Raw genomic sequence first — 16,363 nt, 5'->3', positions numbered from 1 at the left:
GCTGTGGTCCCGACGAAGGGAATCGTCACCGCGATCAGTCTGTTATCCATGTACGATAAACATCCGTGATGCCAGCTATGACATCAGAAGCCATTAAGTCATAGACAGAATGTGTGTCATCCGTTAATAATTCAGCTGCCTGTCCCTGAACGAAACAGGCATTCGCCAATGCTTCGGGGAGCTGCTGCGACTGCATGATCATGGCTGAAGCAATGCCTGAGAGCACATCACCACTTCCGCCTTTAGCCAGTCCCTGATTCCCAGCGGTGCTCACCAGCTGACTGCCATCAGGCGCCGTGATAATCGTAAACATTCCTTTTAAAATCACATACACCTGATAATTCTCAGCAAACGCCGCCATGTATGAAAATGGTGACTGCAAGAGGTCCCGGACTGGCACATCCAAAAGCATCGCCATTTCGCCCGGATGCGGCGTCAGCACAACCGGATGTGTGCGCTGTATGAGCTTGTGCAGCACTGGTTTCAAATGATGCAGCGCGTCGGCATCCATAATGAGTGGACAGGCTGCCTCATCAATCACCCGCTCCACTAACTTTCCGGTTTCCGGCCGGCGTCCCATGCCCATACCCATCACGACAGCATCGTACGCGTCAAACGGTATGGACGTTTCGTTATTTAAAAAACCGTCCGTAGCCGCGAGCGTCCGGTAAGTTGCTTCCATACAATGAGCTGCGATAACCGGGATCACGTCGCGTGTCGTCGCAGCCGTGATCAAGCCGGCGCCTGACCGTAAAGCGGCCGTCGTCGTCATGGCGACTGAACCAGGCATCTCAGCGTTACCACCGATCACCAGCCCGTGCCCGTGATCCCCTTTATGCGAATCGCGCTTCCGCTCGGGCATATGCGCCTGAAAATCGTCCGCCATCCAGACACGCCGGTGCCCATGCTTGGCTGTAACGGCTGCCGGAAGTCCAATTGAGACGGTTGTCCACCGGCCGTAATACGCACGCGTCGCTTCCAGAAAAGCACTCATCTTCGGATAGCCGGCAATCATGGTTTCATCAGCCTGTACCGCCTGAAAAGCCGCAACACCTTCATTGGCCGGCAGTCCCGATGGTATGTCAACTGCCATGATATAGCCTTCCGCCTGGTTAAGCAGTGTTATGATCTGGTCAAGCGGCTCGCGTGGCTTGCCTTTTACACCAATACCAAGCATCGCATCAACGATCACATCAGCCCCATCGATTTCCTCACGAACAGCAGCCAAATCGCGCGTCACCCGAACGTGCCCGCCGCATGCCACCAGTAAATTTTTGTGCACCAGTGCCTCACCGCTGATTTTCGTGTTCGGCACGATTTGCACAACAGCCACATCGAAACCTCTGTCCAGAAGCGTCCTCGCAATCACGAACCCGTCGCCGCCGTTATTGCCGCTCCCGGCTAAAACACGGATGCACCCCGTCTTCTGAATACGTGCTTCAATCGTATCCGACATAGCCCGTCCGGCATTCTCCATCAGGATCCTGCCATCAATGCCTATGTCCTGAATAGCTTCACGATCCATATCGTACATTTCTTCCGCGGTGACAATATACACACTATTCCCTCCTGCCCGCACTAGACTATATGAGACAACCATACCGATTATGCCAAACCGCCTATCAGGAATCAGCCGTTTCCTCAATCACGACTTGGGCAATGGCATGATCCCGGCTATGTGAAATCGAGACAAAAATACGCTGCTTCTCATAGCCTGCAACGCTCATTTGGGGCGCGCCGCTCGGGCCGGTCGTCACGTCCATGTGCTGAAAGCTCAATGTTCCAATGCCCCGGCCGGCAGCCTTCGAAAAAGCTTCCTTAGCCGCAAACCGGCCTGCTAAATATTCAGCCTGCCGCCGTTCGCTCGATAAAGCAGTCAAAAAAGACTTTTCCTTATGCGTTAAAATCCGGTCCGCAAATCGTCCAGTCTTTTTCATACGATACCAAATACGGTCTAATTCGATTGTATCAATACCGATTCCTTTAATCATAAAAATGGCTTTCCTCTCTCTTATAAATAGCGTATCATGATACAGGCAAAGTGTATTCCCAGGCAATTATGGGTATACAGCCAGCATATCATACGCTAATAACACGACTGAAACAGCCGGCTGTAAAACCAGAACGGCATTCGTTTAGCATAATCACCAATTTGATCTTGACCAGACACAAGGAGGCAGAGACATGTTTCTTCGCAATGAGCGAAGCATTAAAGAATTTTTCCGGCTTTATCCGATTGTTTCCTGGATCATCATTATCCAGGTGGTCCTCTGGCTTTTGACTGACGTTATCCAAACCCCGCTCGGCACCATGATTCAGTATTGGGGAATAGGCGCCAATCATTTAATCAGCCAGGGCGAATACTGGCGGCTCTTCACTGCGATATTCCTGCACGGTGGGCTTATGCACGTTTTATTTAATTCGTTTGCACTCGTCATCTTCGGCCCGGCACTTGAACAGATGATGGGCAAACTGAAATTTCTCGCAGCCTATATCGGGACAGGATTTATCGCCAGTCTGGCGACGTATTTAATTGGTCCTGATCTGTATGCCCATCTTGGTGCGTCCGGAGCAATTTACGGCCTTTTCGGGATTTATCTTTTCATGGTTGCTTTCCGTAAGCACCTGATTGATCACTCCAGCACCCAGGTGATTACCGTTATTGTTGTCGTCGGTCTGCTCATGACGTTTCTCCGCTCAGGCGTCAATGTTTACGCACACGTCTTCGGCTTCATCGGCGGTTTTGCACTGGCTCCGCTGTTTCTCGCGGGTGTCCGGCCTTACAACCCATGGGTCAGGACACGGCCCGTTAACGATGGATCCATTCATTTCGATCCCAATCGCTGGCAGAAAAAACAGCACAATAATCAGCTCATAAAAAAAGGGCTTTGGATCTTTCTCGGTATTCTTATCGTACTTGGCTTGTTCGGCCGCCTGTTTTAACAGGGGCCGGCTTTTTTTATCGGGGTCCGTTCTGGAGGAGAAACATCACGATACGTTTAAATTTATGTCTTCATCTTTATCCTTCCTAAAAAGTTTGAAGCCATTAATAAAATTAATCGATAGGTAACTGAAGTTCTGCCCCATAGATTAAACCATCATCATCCAAATAACGCCCATTTATTCCTAAATCCATTACTTCCTGATAATAACCAATATGAAAAATGGTTTTATCGTTATTTTTGAAAAATAACTCGTAATCAGGTGACCGATAATCAATATTTGCCGTCGTTTTTGTTCTTGCGTTATCTAATTCATTGACAAGCTTATCTATAAAGTCTGCATCATCAATCGCAGCAATCAGCTCATCACTATCGGATTTAAAAACCTCTATCTCAGTTACATCATCACTCAAATCAAGATTATTGCTCTGACATCCAATTAAAAATAAGGGTGCCAAAAGTGCCAGTGCGAGAAACATTAACTTATTTCCTTTTAACACTGAAAACCTTCTGCAAAAAGTTCTTTCTGCTATTAGTTAGTATTATTGCAAGATCAGATACCGATGAAACTGATAATATAACCACCTGCAACACCCAATATCACGATGAGCCATGCTGGAATCTTCCAAATGTTTAATAAGGCGAATAGGACAACGCCTAAAGCAAAATCTGATGCATCAAATATTGAACTCTTGATAACTGGATCATAGAATGCTGCTAACAAGATTCCAACAACACTTGCATTCACTCCCATAAGAATTCCCTGGAATGTCGAATGTTTACGTAATTCATTTAAAAACGGTAAAGCTGCGATAACTAGCAGAAAGGACGGTAAAAATATACCTACGGTTGCGACAACTGCGCCACCGATTCCTTCCATAATCGTTCCTAAATAACTGGAAAACGTGAATAATGGCCCAGGTACGGCTTGGGCCATTCCGTACCCAGCAAGAAACTGTTCAGGTAACATCCAGCCCGTTGGAACAACTTCTCGTTCGAGCATCGGCAGGACAACATGCCCGCCGCCAAAGACCAATGAACCAACCCTGAAAAAGATATCAAAAATATTAAGCAACGGGTTGTTCGTTAGCTTCGTTATGATAGGCAGCGCAATAAGACCAAAGATCAAAATTCCCAATGAAATGATTCCTGTTTTCTTAGAAATGGTGACAGAAAAAGGTGTTACTTTTGATTCTGCCTTATCTTTAAATAGTTTTATACCTAATACACCTGCGCAGATTATGATAACAATTTGCATCCATGCAGATGGATAAACCAGCATAATAAAGGCAGCCACAATGGCGATAGAAAGTCGTATTTTATCAGGTGTCATTTTCTTGCCCAACCCGATTACAGCGTGTAGTACAATCGCTGCGGCTACGACTTTTAAGCTATGAATAAACCCTGCATCCTCTAAAGTAAAAGTCTGATAAAACATGGCGAAGATGATGAGAACAATCACCGATGGGAGGGTAAAACCAATCCATGATATGATCCCTCCCAAAATGCCTCCTCGCAGCATTCCTATAGAGATACCCACCTGACTGCTTGCCGGTCCCGGAAGGAACTGACACAGAGCAATAATATCCGTATAAGTTTTATCATCCAGCCACTTCCGGCGATCAATGTATTCGTCTTTAAAGTAAGCTAAATGCGCTACAGGCCCTCCAAAAGATGTAAATCCCAGTTTGGTGGAAGCCAATAGGATTTCTAATAAAATCTGAAATCTACTTTTGTGGTGCGGTTGGTTTTCCACATATTCACCTCTGCCTTTATTTGTTGCTGGTGGGAGCATTTCGTTGCTGGTAATCATTTTAATAATATAAATGCAATTAGCGCAGTCAATATACAAAAGTGGCACAAGCGTTATTCCTTTCTTGCGCCCGAATGCTGAAGCCAATCACAATATAAAAATAACGACTAACAGACCTAGTAGTGTCCAAACAAATGAATAACCAATTTTAGTTTCATTAGAGATAGTATTCTTTTTTGCGTTATGTACAATTGCTAAAACAGTTGCATTTATTAAAAATAAAATATGAGCGAATTTCATAATTCATAGCCCTTGCGGCGCAAGGACTTAAAAACGTAAAAAAGGAAGTACCTCCCCAAATCTTGTATAATGGTAGTTGAACTAAAACAGCCACAAAGATTGGAGGAATACTTCCTATGACCATTATACGACAACCGAGCTTATTTAGCATCCAAGAACTTTATGACATGGAACCTACCCAAAAGTATGAGGCGATCATTTCCGCCGTTGATTTGGATGCCATTTATCACGACATGGCTAAAAAATCCCGGTTGGGCGCGCCTGAAGAGCTGAATGTTGCAGCGATGATTATTTCCGTTTTCATTCGGTATGTTGAACGCATCCCAACCATAAAAGACCTGAAAAAACGCTTAGATGATGATATTGCCTTCAAATTGAATTGTGGATTTCTGGTTTCAGACAAGATTCCTTCGGAAGCTTCCTATTCCCGCCTTTTAACCAAGCTGAGCGAATCAGATGCATTGGAAAAGGCCCAGGAAAAAGTTGTTCTTCAAGCCATTGCCGAAGGCTTTATCGCTGATGATACAGTCGCCATCGATGCGACTCATTTCGAAGCACGTGATCAGGCCCCGCCTAAAGAAGAAAAGGCAAAGCCGGAACCGAAAAAACGCGGCCGTAAATCCAGGGAAGAGCGTGACCAATGGCTCCAGGAACAAGCTGAGAAAGAAGCGAATCTGCCTCTTTATGACAGGAAAATCGAAGCTCAACTGGATGCATCTTTAACAGAACTTCGAGACGGTGTTCCCCGGGATCCCCAATGGGGGATCAAGAAAAACAGCGAAGGCAAAAATACATTCTGGTTTGGCTATAAAGGACATCTGGCTGTCGGCACATCAAGTCAATACATTTTACAGGCCCTTTTCTCATCAGGAAATCTAAATGATGGAAAAGCCGCAATTCCTTTATTGAAGGGGATGAATGAATGCTTGCCTCTTTCAAACTTGCGTTATCAGACGATGGATGCGGGTTATGATTTTGAACCGATTTACACGCAGGTCTATCGAATGGGCCAGCAATCTATCATTGCCTATAATAAACGCAATGAATCGGAACCCATAGGGTTTGATAAATATTTTGCCCCAACATGTTTCCGTGAACATTCGTACCGTTATGAAAGTTACGATGCCAAACATGAAACCCTGAAATACACAAACCCAAAGGAATGCAAAGACTGCCCTTTAGCCCATGAAGACATATGCCAGAAAGTCTTCAAGATGAAAATCACTAAAGACCTTAGGCGATACACAGCCCCGGCACGGGGCTCTAAAGCTTGGAACACCATCTACAAGCGCCGATCAGCCGTTGAACGTGTCAATGCCTATTTAAAGGAATTCTTTCAGCTCAACAATGTTCGCCATCGTTCAGGGAAACGCGCTCAGATCCATTTTGATATCGTTACGTTGATGTATAATGCATCGAAATTAGCCGCAGACCGCATTGATGCCGCGTTAAAGCAGCAGCAGGCTGCTTAGAGGAATTTTAAAAAAATACACATTAGAAATTCTGCAGGTCTTTGCGTTTTTAATAAGAGCAATTATGAAATTGATTCATATAATAAATTAAAGCATATATTATCCAACGATTGATTTGTGTTACGTCACTGAGTGGTCCTGTCAGAAATAAGATGAAAACTATGATTAAAGATATCCCAATGATGACGGCATTATAATATACATTTTATCCCATAATCTGTGTTTCAGGAATGTGTCACTTTTCTTAGTCTGAAAGTACATCAATACGCTGAGTAAACCAATTACGATTACTAAAAACATAGCCGTCATCAATGCCGATGTATTAATCACGTCGGTTGAAGAAAAAGGCACTCCTATATCTTTCTTAAACATGTCTGCTACAAATGCCAGCGCTATCAGTAAAGCAATAATAATACCTTGAAATAAAGTCCATCGTGAAAAGAGTATAGTGTATCACTCCCCTGCATTAATCCGTTAAATGGCCTGATTGCTTAAAAACTACATTGATATGATGAATAGTCCTAACGCCATATATATTGTTAATAAAATACTTAGAAAGATACTAAGCAGTGATACTAATATATTGTTTTTGACCTCTTTAATCCCAATAATAAAACCGTATAATACTATTCCCCACCAAACCACATTAAAAATCTTTTCATCGACATTTACTAGTGCTTTATTAAAAAACAATGATAGGATAAGTAATATTTGAAGGACAAGAGCGCTTATGCCTATTAGTGTTGGTTTCCTCATCATACTGGGTTTCTTTCGATATATTATGACACCAGCAGCTATGAAAACCAACGTAAGAAATAATACAAAAAGCATAATCAATTCCATAAAACTCATAAACTACCTCCACGTTTTGTTTCTAGCCTTCTTCCACGAAATCGCCCGATAACGGCACAATTCTTATTCCATAATCGCGCTCGTTCGTTAAATTAACGTGAACGACACAATTAAATAAAAAATTGCAAATAACATTGCCGCGACCAATATTAAGGTACCTTGGGTTATTAAAAAGGCTTTTAATACACCTTTTTGTTTACGCATTGAATATTCTTTAGCAAAAAACAAGTGAAGTGGAATTAAAAATAATGAAAAACAAAAACCAACACCCAGGCAAACAGATATGAACCGAACAAATCCGGGTACATTCGTTTCAAAAAAGTAATCAGATAAACCGAATAAAGGCAATCCATACCAAAACCCGACTGTAAGAATCAATAAAACAAATGTGCTTAAAGTCAAAAATATATTTTTCTTCATCGTTTGCAAATATAACCGCATTATTCTCACACTTAATTTCCAGAAAATATATAATTATTTAGTGTATGGGGGCATTACTATTATAAGGGAAGAATCTTTTTGACATAAAAACACCTCTAGTTTCCGCAACCTGGCTCAATTCTCGAACATCGCTATACCGCAATCACGCCCGAGAACAGTCGATTAAAACAGTTAATTATTCTTTTTAACTTGTTCACTTATGGTGGCTAATTTCTTTTCAATTCTATCCAGTTGTCTAGATCGCTTTGACCGTGAGCGAAAAGCTGACACGATAAGGACAATAATCACTATAAAAACAACTAGAAACGCTAACTGAGATATCATATCTTCCAGATGCCATCCTCCAATAGAAGCCAAATTATAAATAATAAATACCTCCTTTTCACTTAACTAAATGGCCCGATTCCGGCGTTATGCTTAGTCCGGAATTGTGCCATTTTCCGGACGACTATTAGTATATTTATTATTAAACTAAAGAACCTAATAGTTTTAATATCTAAAGTCTACTTCTTATTGTTTTTGTTCAATTCTTCATTTATTTTTTTAAGTTCTTCAGTTTGTGCAAGGATGTTATGGTTAACTTTGAGAGCGTAAAATAGTTTGTGTAAATCGCAATGACTCAATAATGGTCATAGAAAAAGGAAGACCCTTTCCTGTAGAATAGAGTTAGCCAAAACACACCCACAGGAGGTCTTCCCTATGAGCCATCTTACTACAGATTTGCTTGAATCACTAGCCCAAAAACAGGATATTGAAGAAGTTTTTCGCCATCACTTGGAAACAGCGATCAATCAGCTTTTAAAACACGAATTAACAGCTTTTCTGGACTATGAGCCTTATGAGCAGGCTGGCGTTAACTCTGGTAATTCCCGTAACGGATTTTATGGCCGTACGTTTAAGACAGAATACGGCAACCTTGAGCTGCATATTCCCAGAGATCGCAACGGTGCCTTTCAGCAACAAACCCTGGCACCCTATAAACGTTCCAACGACACACTGGAACAGTTTATCATCCACCTGTACGAAAAGGGCATCACAACGGATGAAATCGCCGATTTGATCGAAAAAATGTATGGTCAGCACTATTCCAAACAAACTGTATCCAACCTGACACAGCTTGTGTCAGAAGATGTTAAGGCTTTTCATGAGCGAACGCTGGAACAGCGTTATGTCTGCATTTATCTGGATGCCACGCAAATTCCAATCCGGCGTCAAAGCGTTGAAAAGGAATCGGTCTATATCGCCATTGGCATTGCGGAAGATGGCGGCAAAGAAGTGCTCGACTTCACCATCGCCCCAACGGAATCCGCCGAGGTGTGGGAGGAGCTCGTTCAGCGCTTATATGATCGCGGTGTTGAACACGTCCTTCTTTTCATTTCGGACGGCTTGAACGGCATGACGGATGCGCTGCATCGTGTCTATCCCAAGGCTAAACATCAGGTGTGCTGCGTTCATGTTTCCCGCAACATCGCTAACAAAGTACGTGTGAAAGATCGTGCCGTCATTCTGGATGATTTCAGGGCTGTCTATGAGGCTGAAAGCCGCCAGGATGCTTTAAATGCCCTGGAACAATTTCAAAACAAATGGCATAAGACGTATCCACGTGCTGTCGATGCCGTGATGAAACAGGATCGCTTATTAACGTTTTATGATTTTCCGGCATCCATCCGATCCAGCATCTATACAACAAACCTCATCGAAGGATTTAACAAGGAAATCAAACGCTACGTCAAACGCAAAGAACAATTTCCAAATGAAGATGCCCTGGAACGTTTCCTGGTGACCCAGTTTTTAGATTATAACCATAAGTTCGGTATGCGGTGCCACAGAGGCTTCAAAAAAGCAAAGCCTGAATTACTGCAGATGTTTGAATCGCTGGAGGAACAAGTTTAAACGACTAAAACACTGGCTAACTAAATTCAAAAGGGATAGGGTCATTTACACAAAATTATTGACGCCCCCTTAACTTTTCTTATTGCATCAAATACGGCAAAAATACCAGCGAAGATTAAAATTAAAATTACTAAATTCATTTATTTTCCTTCCTTCTCATTTACTCTTTTACTATTGCGCCCTTATTAATAGAGGCAAGTCATTCCAGGATTCAAAGTAAATGTGTTTTTAATGGCTTGTTTTCATTTATTATTCCGGATATGCGCCAGTTTGTTAAACTATGACTCATATTTATTTTCGAAACAGTCCTTGCAGTAAATAGCCCCATCAGTTGTTTTAACCCACTTTTTAATAATCGCATATGTTCTTCCTACGTGACCTTTTGTTGGAGATTTCACTAATACTGACATAAATTCACCTGGTTTAATTTCTCTACACAGGAATTACATTTAGACTTTTTCAAGTACTCCTAACATTTCATAATACACTTGTTCTTGTTCCGTAGAAGACTTAACGCAATTTATTCCCTATATTTTAATTTGAATCTTTCACACACAACTGGTATTTTATGATGAAATTCTTGATCAGTTTCTTCAAATTCTTTCTTGAAAAAGTCTTCGTGTGCATCACGCCAATACTTCAACGTACGATCACCTTCACCCTCTAAATAGGCGTGCTCTACAGTAACTTCATCAAAGGGAATAATTTCAACAGAAGTATTTTCGACAACTGCTACGGCATTCCCATCCCCATCAAGAATAATATTGTGAAGACCAACGTACGGTAATGGCTCATTTTCATCATACATTGAATAATTGGAGGCTGTCGCTGTTTTTACACCATTAACAACTAATTCTGCAAGCTCATCTGCCATTTCCTTAGAATCACCAAATGCCCACGCTTCATAACTTTCCGGTGCATTCGAGTTGTTCTTTCTAAAGTTCTCCCACATTCGGATGATTGAATCACTACTCATATATACCATGCTCCCGCTAATTTAATACAAACCCCTGTATTGATACGAATAAAATAAATAAAAAAACAGCTATAAGCAACCAACCAAGTAATTTTTTATTAATACGAAATTGTTCGAGCCCCAATACTAGCATCAGTAAGCTTAACAACAACATCACAAGCGACTGAAGTTCAAAGTTATCTGTAATGAGTTGATAGGCAGAAATGATTACAATAATTGGTGATAAGATAGATATAAATATCTTAAACATAAGCTCCCCCTAGTTAATAACTCTTCTGCAATCTGGCCCCATAACAGCATAATTTTTAGAATCGCACCCGTTTCTGGAACACTTAAACTCAATTATTTTTTTGATTTCTTACAAATTGAATAAACCAATATAAGGCTATCCAAGGGAATATGTAACGCGTTATCCATTCAAAAGCTGTGATAACATAAAAAGGATTATATCCTGATAACTCCAATATAAAAAATATTAATACAACAATAATTATACCGTACAATAAGTATTTCACAGCGGCGTTTCCCCCTCTCATTATTTCAACCTTACTACACAATCTGGCCCAATTCTGGAACACCGCTATGCCGCAATCGCGCCCGGTCGTAGTATTTATTTAAAAAAATTTCTTATAGTACGCACTATAAATCCACTTAATCTAGCAATGATTACACCGCAAACAATAAGTATCAAAATAATAAAAGCAAATTTGAAGATAAAATTGTCACCCTCTTTTCTGTTAATGGGGATACTTTTGTTAAACAGAATATCCCTGTAAAGCCACAACGGGCACAGAATTTATTCAGCGAAAGCGCCCCGATAGTTGAATACGATTTCAATACAGATATTATTCAAGAATGGGATCAGTTAAATATTTAATTATAATAACCAGAAATGCTGCTCCAATAAGTATGTACATTGTGTATTCGAAAGTTGAAAGTTTTCTTTGTTTCTTATTGGTATTTAATTCTTTAAGATAGATACCTGAACCAAGAGTGAACACTCCCAAGGCAATTGCCTCTAATACTTCCAAGTAAAAGTGTATTGGTCCCAAGTTTAATCCTCCCTGTAACAATATGGCCCGATAACGGCATAATTTTTAGAATTGCACCCGTTTCTGGAACAGTTCTGGTTAGTTTCCCTATTTTTATGTTTTTGCTAAGTGCTTTAAGTCATTTACGATATTCAGCATTTTTGTTTTTATCGTCACCTTTTTCGTCCTCTTCTTCCTGTTCCTCCTGCTGCACTTCTTCGTGGAATTCTTTACCCTGTCCGTATATTGCTTCCAAAGGCGTATAATAGCTTCTTGGTATTTTATCTGTCGTAATAATTTTAGTAGCAATAAAGATCACTAAAATAAATATAGATGATATTGCGATAAACAAAAGAATTGGAATGATATACATAAAATCCTCACCTTTATTCATTGCGCTGTGTAAATGTTCTTTAGGATAGCCATTGTTATTATTAGATAAGCTTTTTCGATATCCAAATAAGTATTACACCAACTAAAAGAGTGGGAGGATCGCCAGCCGCCCGCGGAAAACGATGGCTATTTCCGGAGCGGTTGACTGGCTCTGCCGGTTTAATCTGGTTGTTCGAGCTTTGTTTGATATTGAATACGTTTTTTGTTCCAGCCTCTTTTCTAGTTGTCTGTACGTGTCCGCTGCCGGGAATACCAGTCCGACAGCACATGGGTATCCGACACAGCCAAATCCTTCACGGTGAAATGCGTGCCAGCTCCCATGGTTCCGATAATGGAAAAATTAGCAGTGGCCAAGTTTTGCCATTTTTGCAGTTTGTGCTGTTTCTTTTCATAGGCCTGAATCCGCTTATGATACATTAAGACCGTATTCCGGCTCAAAAGGCCGCGATACCGAATCGTCACACGCTTTCCTGTCACCTTAAAACCGCCATCCCGGTGACGCAGCCAGCCTAAACCAATGCCGCCGATAACGAGCAGAACGACTGGTATCCAGATAAATTTGAGAAACAGCCAGCCGACGGCCGCGATTAGCAACAAAAACGGCCAGGAAGCACGCAGCATATAAAACTTCCGGGCACGCTTTGGCAGCGGTCTTAAATCATAGTCAACACCGGCATACTCCGGCAAGAAGACTGCCAAGAAGTCATTGACCTCTTCCTCTTTCATAATCGGAAACAAAATGGACGAAAAGTCCTCACCCCTATCCATGGATCCACCGGCAATTTCCGCGAAAACCGTGACATAGCCGAGCGGCTGCCGGATGATAGTTTCCTGAATACCGATAGCCTGAATGCGTCTCAAAGGAATGGTAATTTGCTTTTTCTCAAGCAGACCGCGCGTAATAAATAATTCCTGTTCATTCCGGGTAATGGTGAATTTGCCATATTTAATAATCGTCCCCGCGATGCCCAAGAGCCATAGCAATAACAGAAACAAAACAGCCAAGGTAATGATAATAACCAAACCCAGCCCAATAGCCCAGTTAAACGTGCTCTTAAAAGTCTCCTCAGGGATAAACTGTTCAAACTGGGAAAAACCGGTCAATGCAAAAACTATGATGACGCCAACACTTCCGGAGGTTGTCGCAGCGATAAACAGACGTTTCGGACTGATGGCGCTGTGCGGCCGCTCCGGCTGTTCAGATGTCTCGTTATCCAGCTCATCATTCACTGCCGCTCCGGTATCACCCGACTTCAACTCCCGTCTCAGGGCTTCACCTTCTGCCCGTTTGACGGCACTGAGCGATGCTTCTGCTTCCATGCCGGTTCCAGCTGTTTCGATTTCCACTTTGGTTAAATGGAAAATTCTGTGGATAATACCTGAAGTCAAGTCAATTGATTGAATTCGATTTTTGGAAATATGACGTTTTTTCCGAACGAAAACACCGTGTTCAATCCGCAATTCATCATCCACTACCCGATAGGTAAAGCGGTACCAAACGATAATAGCAATAACAAAATACAACAGCAGCAAGCCGGCCAGAGCCAGCAGATAATAAACCAGTGAATCGTTCCGGAATGAGAAAAAACCTATAATAATTGGCAGGATAAATTGACGTACAGAGAAAATTAAATCAAATAAAATCGATACCGGGTGTAGTCGTTTTGCTTCAGACATCATCTTCATCCACCCTTGCAAGTGCTGATATCCTGTCCCGTAAATCCGAGGCGTTCTCTTCAAGCAGCGCTGGAATTTCATGCGTCGTAGCCGCTGTGGAAATCTCCAGACTGGCCAGATCATACTTTTTCAGGATCGGTCCCTGTTTGGTATCAACGTGCTGGACACGGATCATCGGGACTATGGTTTGTGAGACAATCAAAATACCGTGCTGGATATAGATTTCCTGGTCAAACACCTCATAGCGCCACCGCCGCCAGCGCAATACCGGCAGCAAAAATACTGTAACAAGGGTGGTGACACCACTCAGTATAGCAACCGCTCCCCCGAACCAATAAGAAAAATTATATATATTGGCCAGAACGAAAAGAGCGATCGTGATGAGCCAGAGAATAGCTTCACCTATCACCGCCGTTATTCGCCACGCCTTAATGGCATCCGGCGCAATCCGGTTCATCGGTGGCTGTCGCATAGCATCACTCCATTACTATTAAAATACATCCGCTTACTGCTACACGAATTCATATTACCAAATTATCAGTTATTTTAATACAATTCGCGGAAAAATAAGCCAAACTTCCTGAACAATACATCCGGTGAGAGATCGCTGCTGTAAGTGAGGTGTGCCCTGGCCCATAGATGCTGCGCTCCGCCTCATCAGGCTTCCACGTCGATTGGCTGGTCACATTAAAAAAAAGCTCCTGTAAAGATAAGTAGTTCACTTACCGTGGGGAAAATCTAAAATAACAATATATTTAGCATACCAACTAACATATCAATTGGTATGCTAAATATATTGTTATCGAGTTATTTTGTCATCTATTTACTATGCTAAAATAACTGTGAATTACGGTGTAAATTCGTATGCGAACTATCTATTACTTTTTAAATTGTATAAATTTTATCTGTATTCTGTAATTATTCATTGTGTTCATATGTTAAAATCAAGGAAAATAACATAAATATTGAAATGACTTAATTAGAGTTGCCTTTATTGTAACAAACGGGCCATATTGTTGAATAACTTGTTAGATAGTAAATAGGGGTGTGTAACCTAAATAAGGGAGATTACAGATGCAACAAATAACATTTGAAAACATTTATACACTAGGAAACATAGCGACTGAGAATGCCCTTTATAGACATTTTCATTATCCTGATATGTTAATCAGTTACGATAGCAATTTCATTGAATTTAAAGTTTTACCGTCATTAACTGAATTTAAAAGGGTCGAAATATACTTGAGGGAGTATCATTTTAAAAGAGGTCAAAGGCATTTAAAATTTTATTTTCCCGTGAATATAAAACCGTCAGAAGAATTAAATATATATCTAACTGATATGGGCTATGAAATAGGTTTTCAAGAACTGTATGCTATTCAGCCTAAACAATTTCCTTCGGTCGAAAACAATCCAGATATAGATATTGAAAAAGTGACAAATAAAAATTTGGCAGTAAATCTTGACCTACAATATAGGAATGATTTGGAGTTTGGAAGGGAATTTGCAGATCAGAAGGCTAACCTTATAAAACGTCAGTTTGAAGGTCAAGACATTCAGCAAGTTTTAGCTTTTTATAAAGAATCCCCAGCAGGCTATGTAGATGTTATTATCTCTGATGAAACGGTAGAAATTGATAATCTTACGGTTGACGAATCATTTCGGAACAAAGGAATAGGAAGCCGGTTACAAAAATTTGTAATGGATTCATTTCCGGAAAGGATTGTCATATTAGTAGCCGACGGAGAAGATACCCCAAAGGAAATGTACAAAAAACAAAATTATAAGTATCAAGGATTTAAATATGAAGCACAAAAAATATATCAAGATTAGTTCTTGATTGCTTGTTCATTAATTGGGCGCAGTTGTTGAATAAGCGCTATGCATGAATCGGTGCCATATTATTTAATAAAAGTGAAGGTGATGACATTGAGTTTACTTCTGTTTATTGTTTCGTTTATTATGTTGGATATCATAGGCTCTGTGTTCTACATCGGCGTATTGTTATTGTCTTTCTTCGCAGTAGGAAAGGTCTTTAAAATGAATGGAGATAAATGGAAATCACTTTTCAAACTTGGAAAAGGAACAGGATTTTATTTTATGATGTTTTTTCCTTATTTAGTGATGTTAGTTGTATTGTTTTGGGCGAGCCAAATGTGGTTCGATATGATTAATTTCAAACATAACTTTTTAGGCTCTCTATCTGTGGTCACGTTGTTAACGCTTATTTTGCTTTTTAAATTCCCTAAGATTAAAGATATGGTGAATAATAAATACAGCTAGAAAATTAATGACTTATGGATAAAACCGAGTAAAGTATTGTATTAAACAAACGGGCGCAGCTGTTGAAGAAACACTGTGCCTGAATCGGGCCATATTGTCGAATTATTTAAAGGGGTGATAACTTGAATCAAATAGCGTTAATTATTTCGTCTGTTTTATGCGCTCTTGTAGCATTCTTAAACTTTTCAAATGACGCTTACATTTATGGCATAGTTATGGCTATTTTTTCTCTTTTAGCCTTAGTCGAATGCGTAAAACAATTAATAAATAGAAGCCATACTCAAAGTTAAGCAAAGGGGCGCGTTTGTGTAACAACAACAAAGCAAATATATTATAAAAATCGCTCAATT

16 protein-coding genes are annotated in these 16,363 nt (G+C 40.9%); 5 read left to right on the top strand and 11 right to left on the bottom strand.

Annotated elements, in window-relative coordinates; genetic code table 11:
- Positions 1-34 precede the first annotated feature (34 nt).
- Both ACZ444_RS02510 and acpS read right to left on the bottom strand, forming a co-directional pair.
- The gene (locus ACZ444_RS02510; RefSeq protein ID WP_382359688.1) at positions 35-1,558 is read right to left on the bottom strand and encodes an NAD(P)H-hydrate dehydratase; all 1,524 of its coding nucleotides are present in this window, start codon (positions 1,556-1,558) and stop codon (positions 35-37) included.
- Positions 1,559-1,622: 64 nt separating this feature from the next.
- Positions 1,623-1,991, bottom strand: a complete 369-nt coding sequence (acpS, locus tag ACZ444_RS02505) for a holo-ACP synthase (RefSeq protein ID WP_382359685.1) — start codon at positions 1,989-1,991, stop codon at positions 1,623-1,625.
- A gap of 193 nt (positions 1,992-2,184) precedes the next feature.
- Here acpS and ACZ444_RS02500 point away from each other — a divergent pair, with 193 nt between their 5' ends.
- On the top strand, positions 2,185-2,943 hold the full coding sequence (locus ACZ444_RS02500) for a rhomboid family intramembrane serine protease (protein ID WP_382359682.1): 759 nt from the start codon (positions 2,185-2,187) through the stop codon (positions 2,941-2,943).
- A 112-nt stretch (positions 2,944-3,055) separates the two neighbouring features.
- Here the strand turns inward: ACZ444_RS02500 and ACZ444_RS02495 are convergent, their stop codons facing one another.
- Positions 3,056-3,442 (bottom strand): hypothetical protein, encoded by a 387-nt coding sequence (locus tag ACZ444_RS02495; RefSeq protein WP_382359679.1) that lies wholly within the window; start codon positions 3,440-3,442, stop codon positions 3,056-3,058.
- 53 nt (positions 3,443-3,495) lie between these two features.
- The gene (locus tag ACZ444_RS02490; protein WP_382359676.1) at positions 3,496-4,755 is read right to left on the bottom strand and encodes a chromate transporter; all 1,260 of its coding nucleotides are present in this window, start codon (positions 4,753-4,755) and stop codon (positions 3,496-3,498) included.
- Positions 4,756-5,111: 356 nt separating this feature from the next.
- On the opposite strand from ACZ444_RS02490, the gene ACZ444_RS02485 reads away from it, so the two are divergent.
- On the top strand, positions 5,112-6,467 hold the full coding sequence (locus ACZ444_RS02485) for an IS1182 family transposase (protein WP_464433565.1): 1,356 nt from the start codon (positions 5,112-5,114) through the stop codon (positions 6,465-6,467).
- Between the two features lie 498 nt (positions 6,468-6,965).
- Here the strand turns inward: ACZ444_RS02485 and ACZ444_RS02480 are convergent, their stop codons facing one another.
- A complete protein-coding gene (locus ACZ444_RS02480; RefSeq protein ID WP_382359424.1) occupies positions 6,966-7,319 on the bottom strand; it encodes a hypothetical protein in 354 nt (117 codons plus the stop codon).
- Between the two features lie 1,140 nt (positions 7,320-8,459).
- Between ACZ444_RS02480 and ACZ444_RS02475 the strand changes: the two genes are divergently transcribed.
- Positions 8,460-9,653: an IS256 family transposase gene (locus ACZ444_RS02475; protein WP_464433219.1), complete on the top strand. Its 1,194-nt coding sequence runs from the start codon at positions 8,460-8,462 to the stop codon at positions 9,651-9,653.
- A gap of 520 nt (positions 9,654-10,173) precedes the next feature.
- Here ACZ444_RS02475 and ACZ444_RS02470 read toward each other — a convergent pair.
- The 6 genes from ACZ444_RS02470 to ACZ444_RS02445 form a co-directional block, all read right to left on the bottom strand.
- Positions 10,174-10,629: an ASCH domain-containing protein gene (locus ACZ444_RS02470; protein WP_382358402.1), complete on the bottom strand. Its 456-nt coding sequence runs from the start codon at positions 10,627-10,629 to the stop codon at positions 10,174-10,176.
- Between the two features lie 16 nt (positions 10,630-10,645).
- Positions 10,646-10,762 carry a DUF3953 domain-containing protein gene (locus ACZ444_RS02465; protein ID WP_464433798.1) on the bottom strand — a complete coding sequence of 39 codons (117 nt, stop codon included), beginning with the start codon at positions 10,760-10,762 and terminating at the stop codon, positions 10,646-10,648.
- A gap of 712 nt (positions 10,763-11,474) precedes the next feature.
- On the bottom strand, positions 11,475-11,681 hold the full coding sequence (locus ACZ444_RS02460; RefSeq protein ID WP_382358401.1) for a hypothetical protein: 207 nt from the start codon (positions 11,679-11,681) through the stop codon (positions 11,475-11,477).
- A gap of 118 nt (positions 11,682-11,799) precedes the next feature.
- Positions 11,800-12,054: a DUF3951 domain-containing protein gene (locus ACZ444_RS02455; RefSeq protein WP_382358400.1), complete on the bottom strand. Its 255-nt coding sequence runs from the start codon at positions 12,052-12,054 to the stop codon at positions 11,800-11,802.
- A 218-nt stretch (positions 12,055-12,272) separates the two neighbouring features.
- The gene (locus ACZ444_RS02450) at positions 12,273-13,730 is read right to left on the bottom strand and encodes a PH domain-containing protein (protein WP_382358399.1); all 1,458 of its coding nucleotides are present in this window, start codon (positions 13,728-13,730) and stop codon (positions 12,273-12,275) included.
- Positions 13,723-14,202, bottom strand: coding sequence for a PH domain-containing protein (locus ACZ444_RS02445; protein WP_382358398.1), 480 nt, complete (start codon positions 14,200-14,202; stop codon positions 13,723-13,725). Before ACZ444_RS02445 ends, ACZ444_RS02450 begins: the two co-directional genes overlap by 8 nt.
- Before the next feature lie 602 nt (positions 14,203-14,804).
- On the opposite strand from ACZ444_RS02445, the gene ACZ444_RS02440 reads away from it, so the two are divergent.
- Both ACZ444_RS02440 and ACZ444_RS02435 read left to right on the top strand, forming a co-directional pair.
- Complete coding sequence (locus ACZ444_RS02440; protein WP_382358397.1) at positions 14,805-15,563, top strand: GNAT family N-acetyltransferase; 759 nt, start codon at positions 14,805-14,807, stop codon at positions 15,561-15,563.
- 90 nt (positions 15,564-15,653) lie between these two features.
- A complete protein-coding gene (locus ACZ444_RS02435) occupies positions 15,654-16,013 on the top strand; it encodes a hypothetical protein (protein ID WP_464433564.1) in 360 nt (119 codons plus the stop codon).
- Positions 16,014-16,363: the final 350 nt, after the last annotated feature.

The sequence above is a fragment of the Lentibacillus kimchii genome (genome assembly GCF_055381965.1).
This window is presented reverse-complemented; position numbering and strand designations above follow the sequence as displayed.

Coding starts and splice junctions, on each gene's coding strand:
- acpS (WP_382359685.1), bottom strand. CDS start 1,991: ATGATTAAAGGAATCGGTATTGATACAATCGAATTAGACCGTATTTGG.
- ACZ444_RS02500 (WP_382359682.1), top strand. CDS start 2,185: ATGTTTCTTCGCAATGAGCGAAGCATTAAAGAATTTTTCCGGCTTTAT.
- ACZ444_RS02490 (WP_382359676.1), bottom strand. CDS start 4,755: ATGATTACCAGCAACGAAATGCTCCCACCAGCAACAAATAAAGGCAGA.
- ACZ444_RS02485 (WP_464433565.1), top strand. CDS start 5,112: ATGACCATTATACGACAACCGAGCTTATTTAGCATCCAAGAACTTTAT.
- ACZ444_RS02480 (WP_382359424.1), bottom strand. CDS start 7,319: ATGAGTTTTATGGAATTGATTATGCTTTTTGTATTATTTCTTACGTTG.
- ACZ444_RS02475 (WP_464433219.1), top strand. CDS start 8,460: ATGAGCCATCTTACTACAGATTTGCTTGAATCACTAGCCCAAAAACAG.
- ACZ444_RS02470 (WP_382358402.1), bottom strand. CDS start 10,629: ATGAGTAGTGATTCAATCATCCGAATGTGGGAGAACTTTAGAAAGAAC.
- ACZ444_RS02465 (WP_464433798.1), bottom strand. CDS start 10,762: ATGCTAGTATTGGGGCTCGAACAATTTCGTATTAATAAAAAATTACTT.
- ACZ444_RS02455 (WP_382358400.1), bottom strand. CDS start 12,054: ATGAATAAAGGTGAGGATTTTATGTATATCATTCCAATTCTTTTGTTT.
- ACZ444_RS02450 (WP_382358399.1), bottom strand. CDS start 13,730: ATGTCTGAAGCAAAACGACTACACCCGGTATCGATTTTATTTGATTTA.
- ACZ444_RS02445 (WP_382358398.1), bottom strand. CDS start 14,202: ATGCGACAGCCACCGATGAACCGGATTGCGCCGGATGCCATTAAGGCG.
- ACZ444_RS02440 (WP_382358397.1), top strand. CDS start 14,805: ATGCAACAAATAACATTTGAAAACATTTATACACTAGGAAACATAGCG.
- ACZ444_RS02435 (WP_464433564.1), top strand. CDS start 15,654: ATGACATTGAGTTTACTTCTGTTTATTGTTTCGTTTATTATGTTGGAT.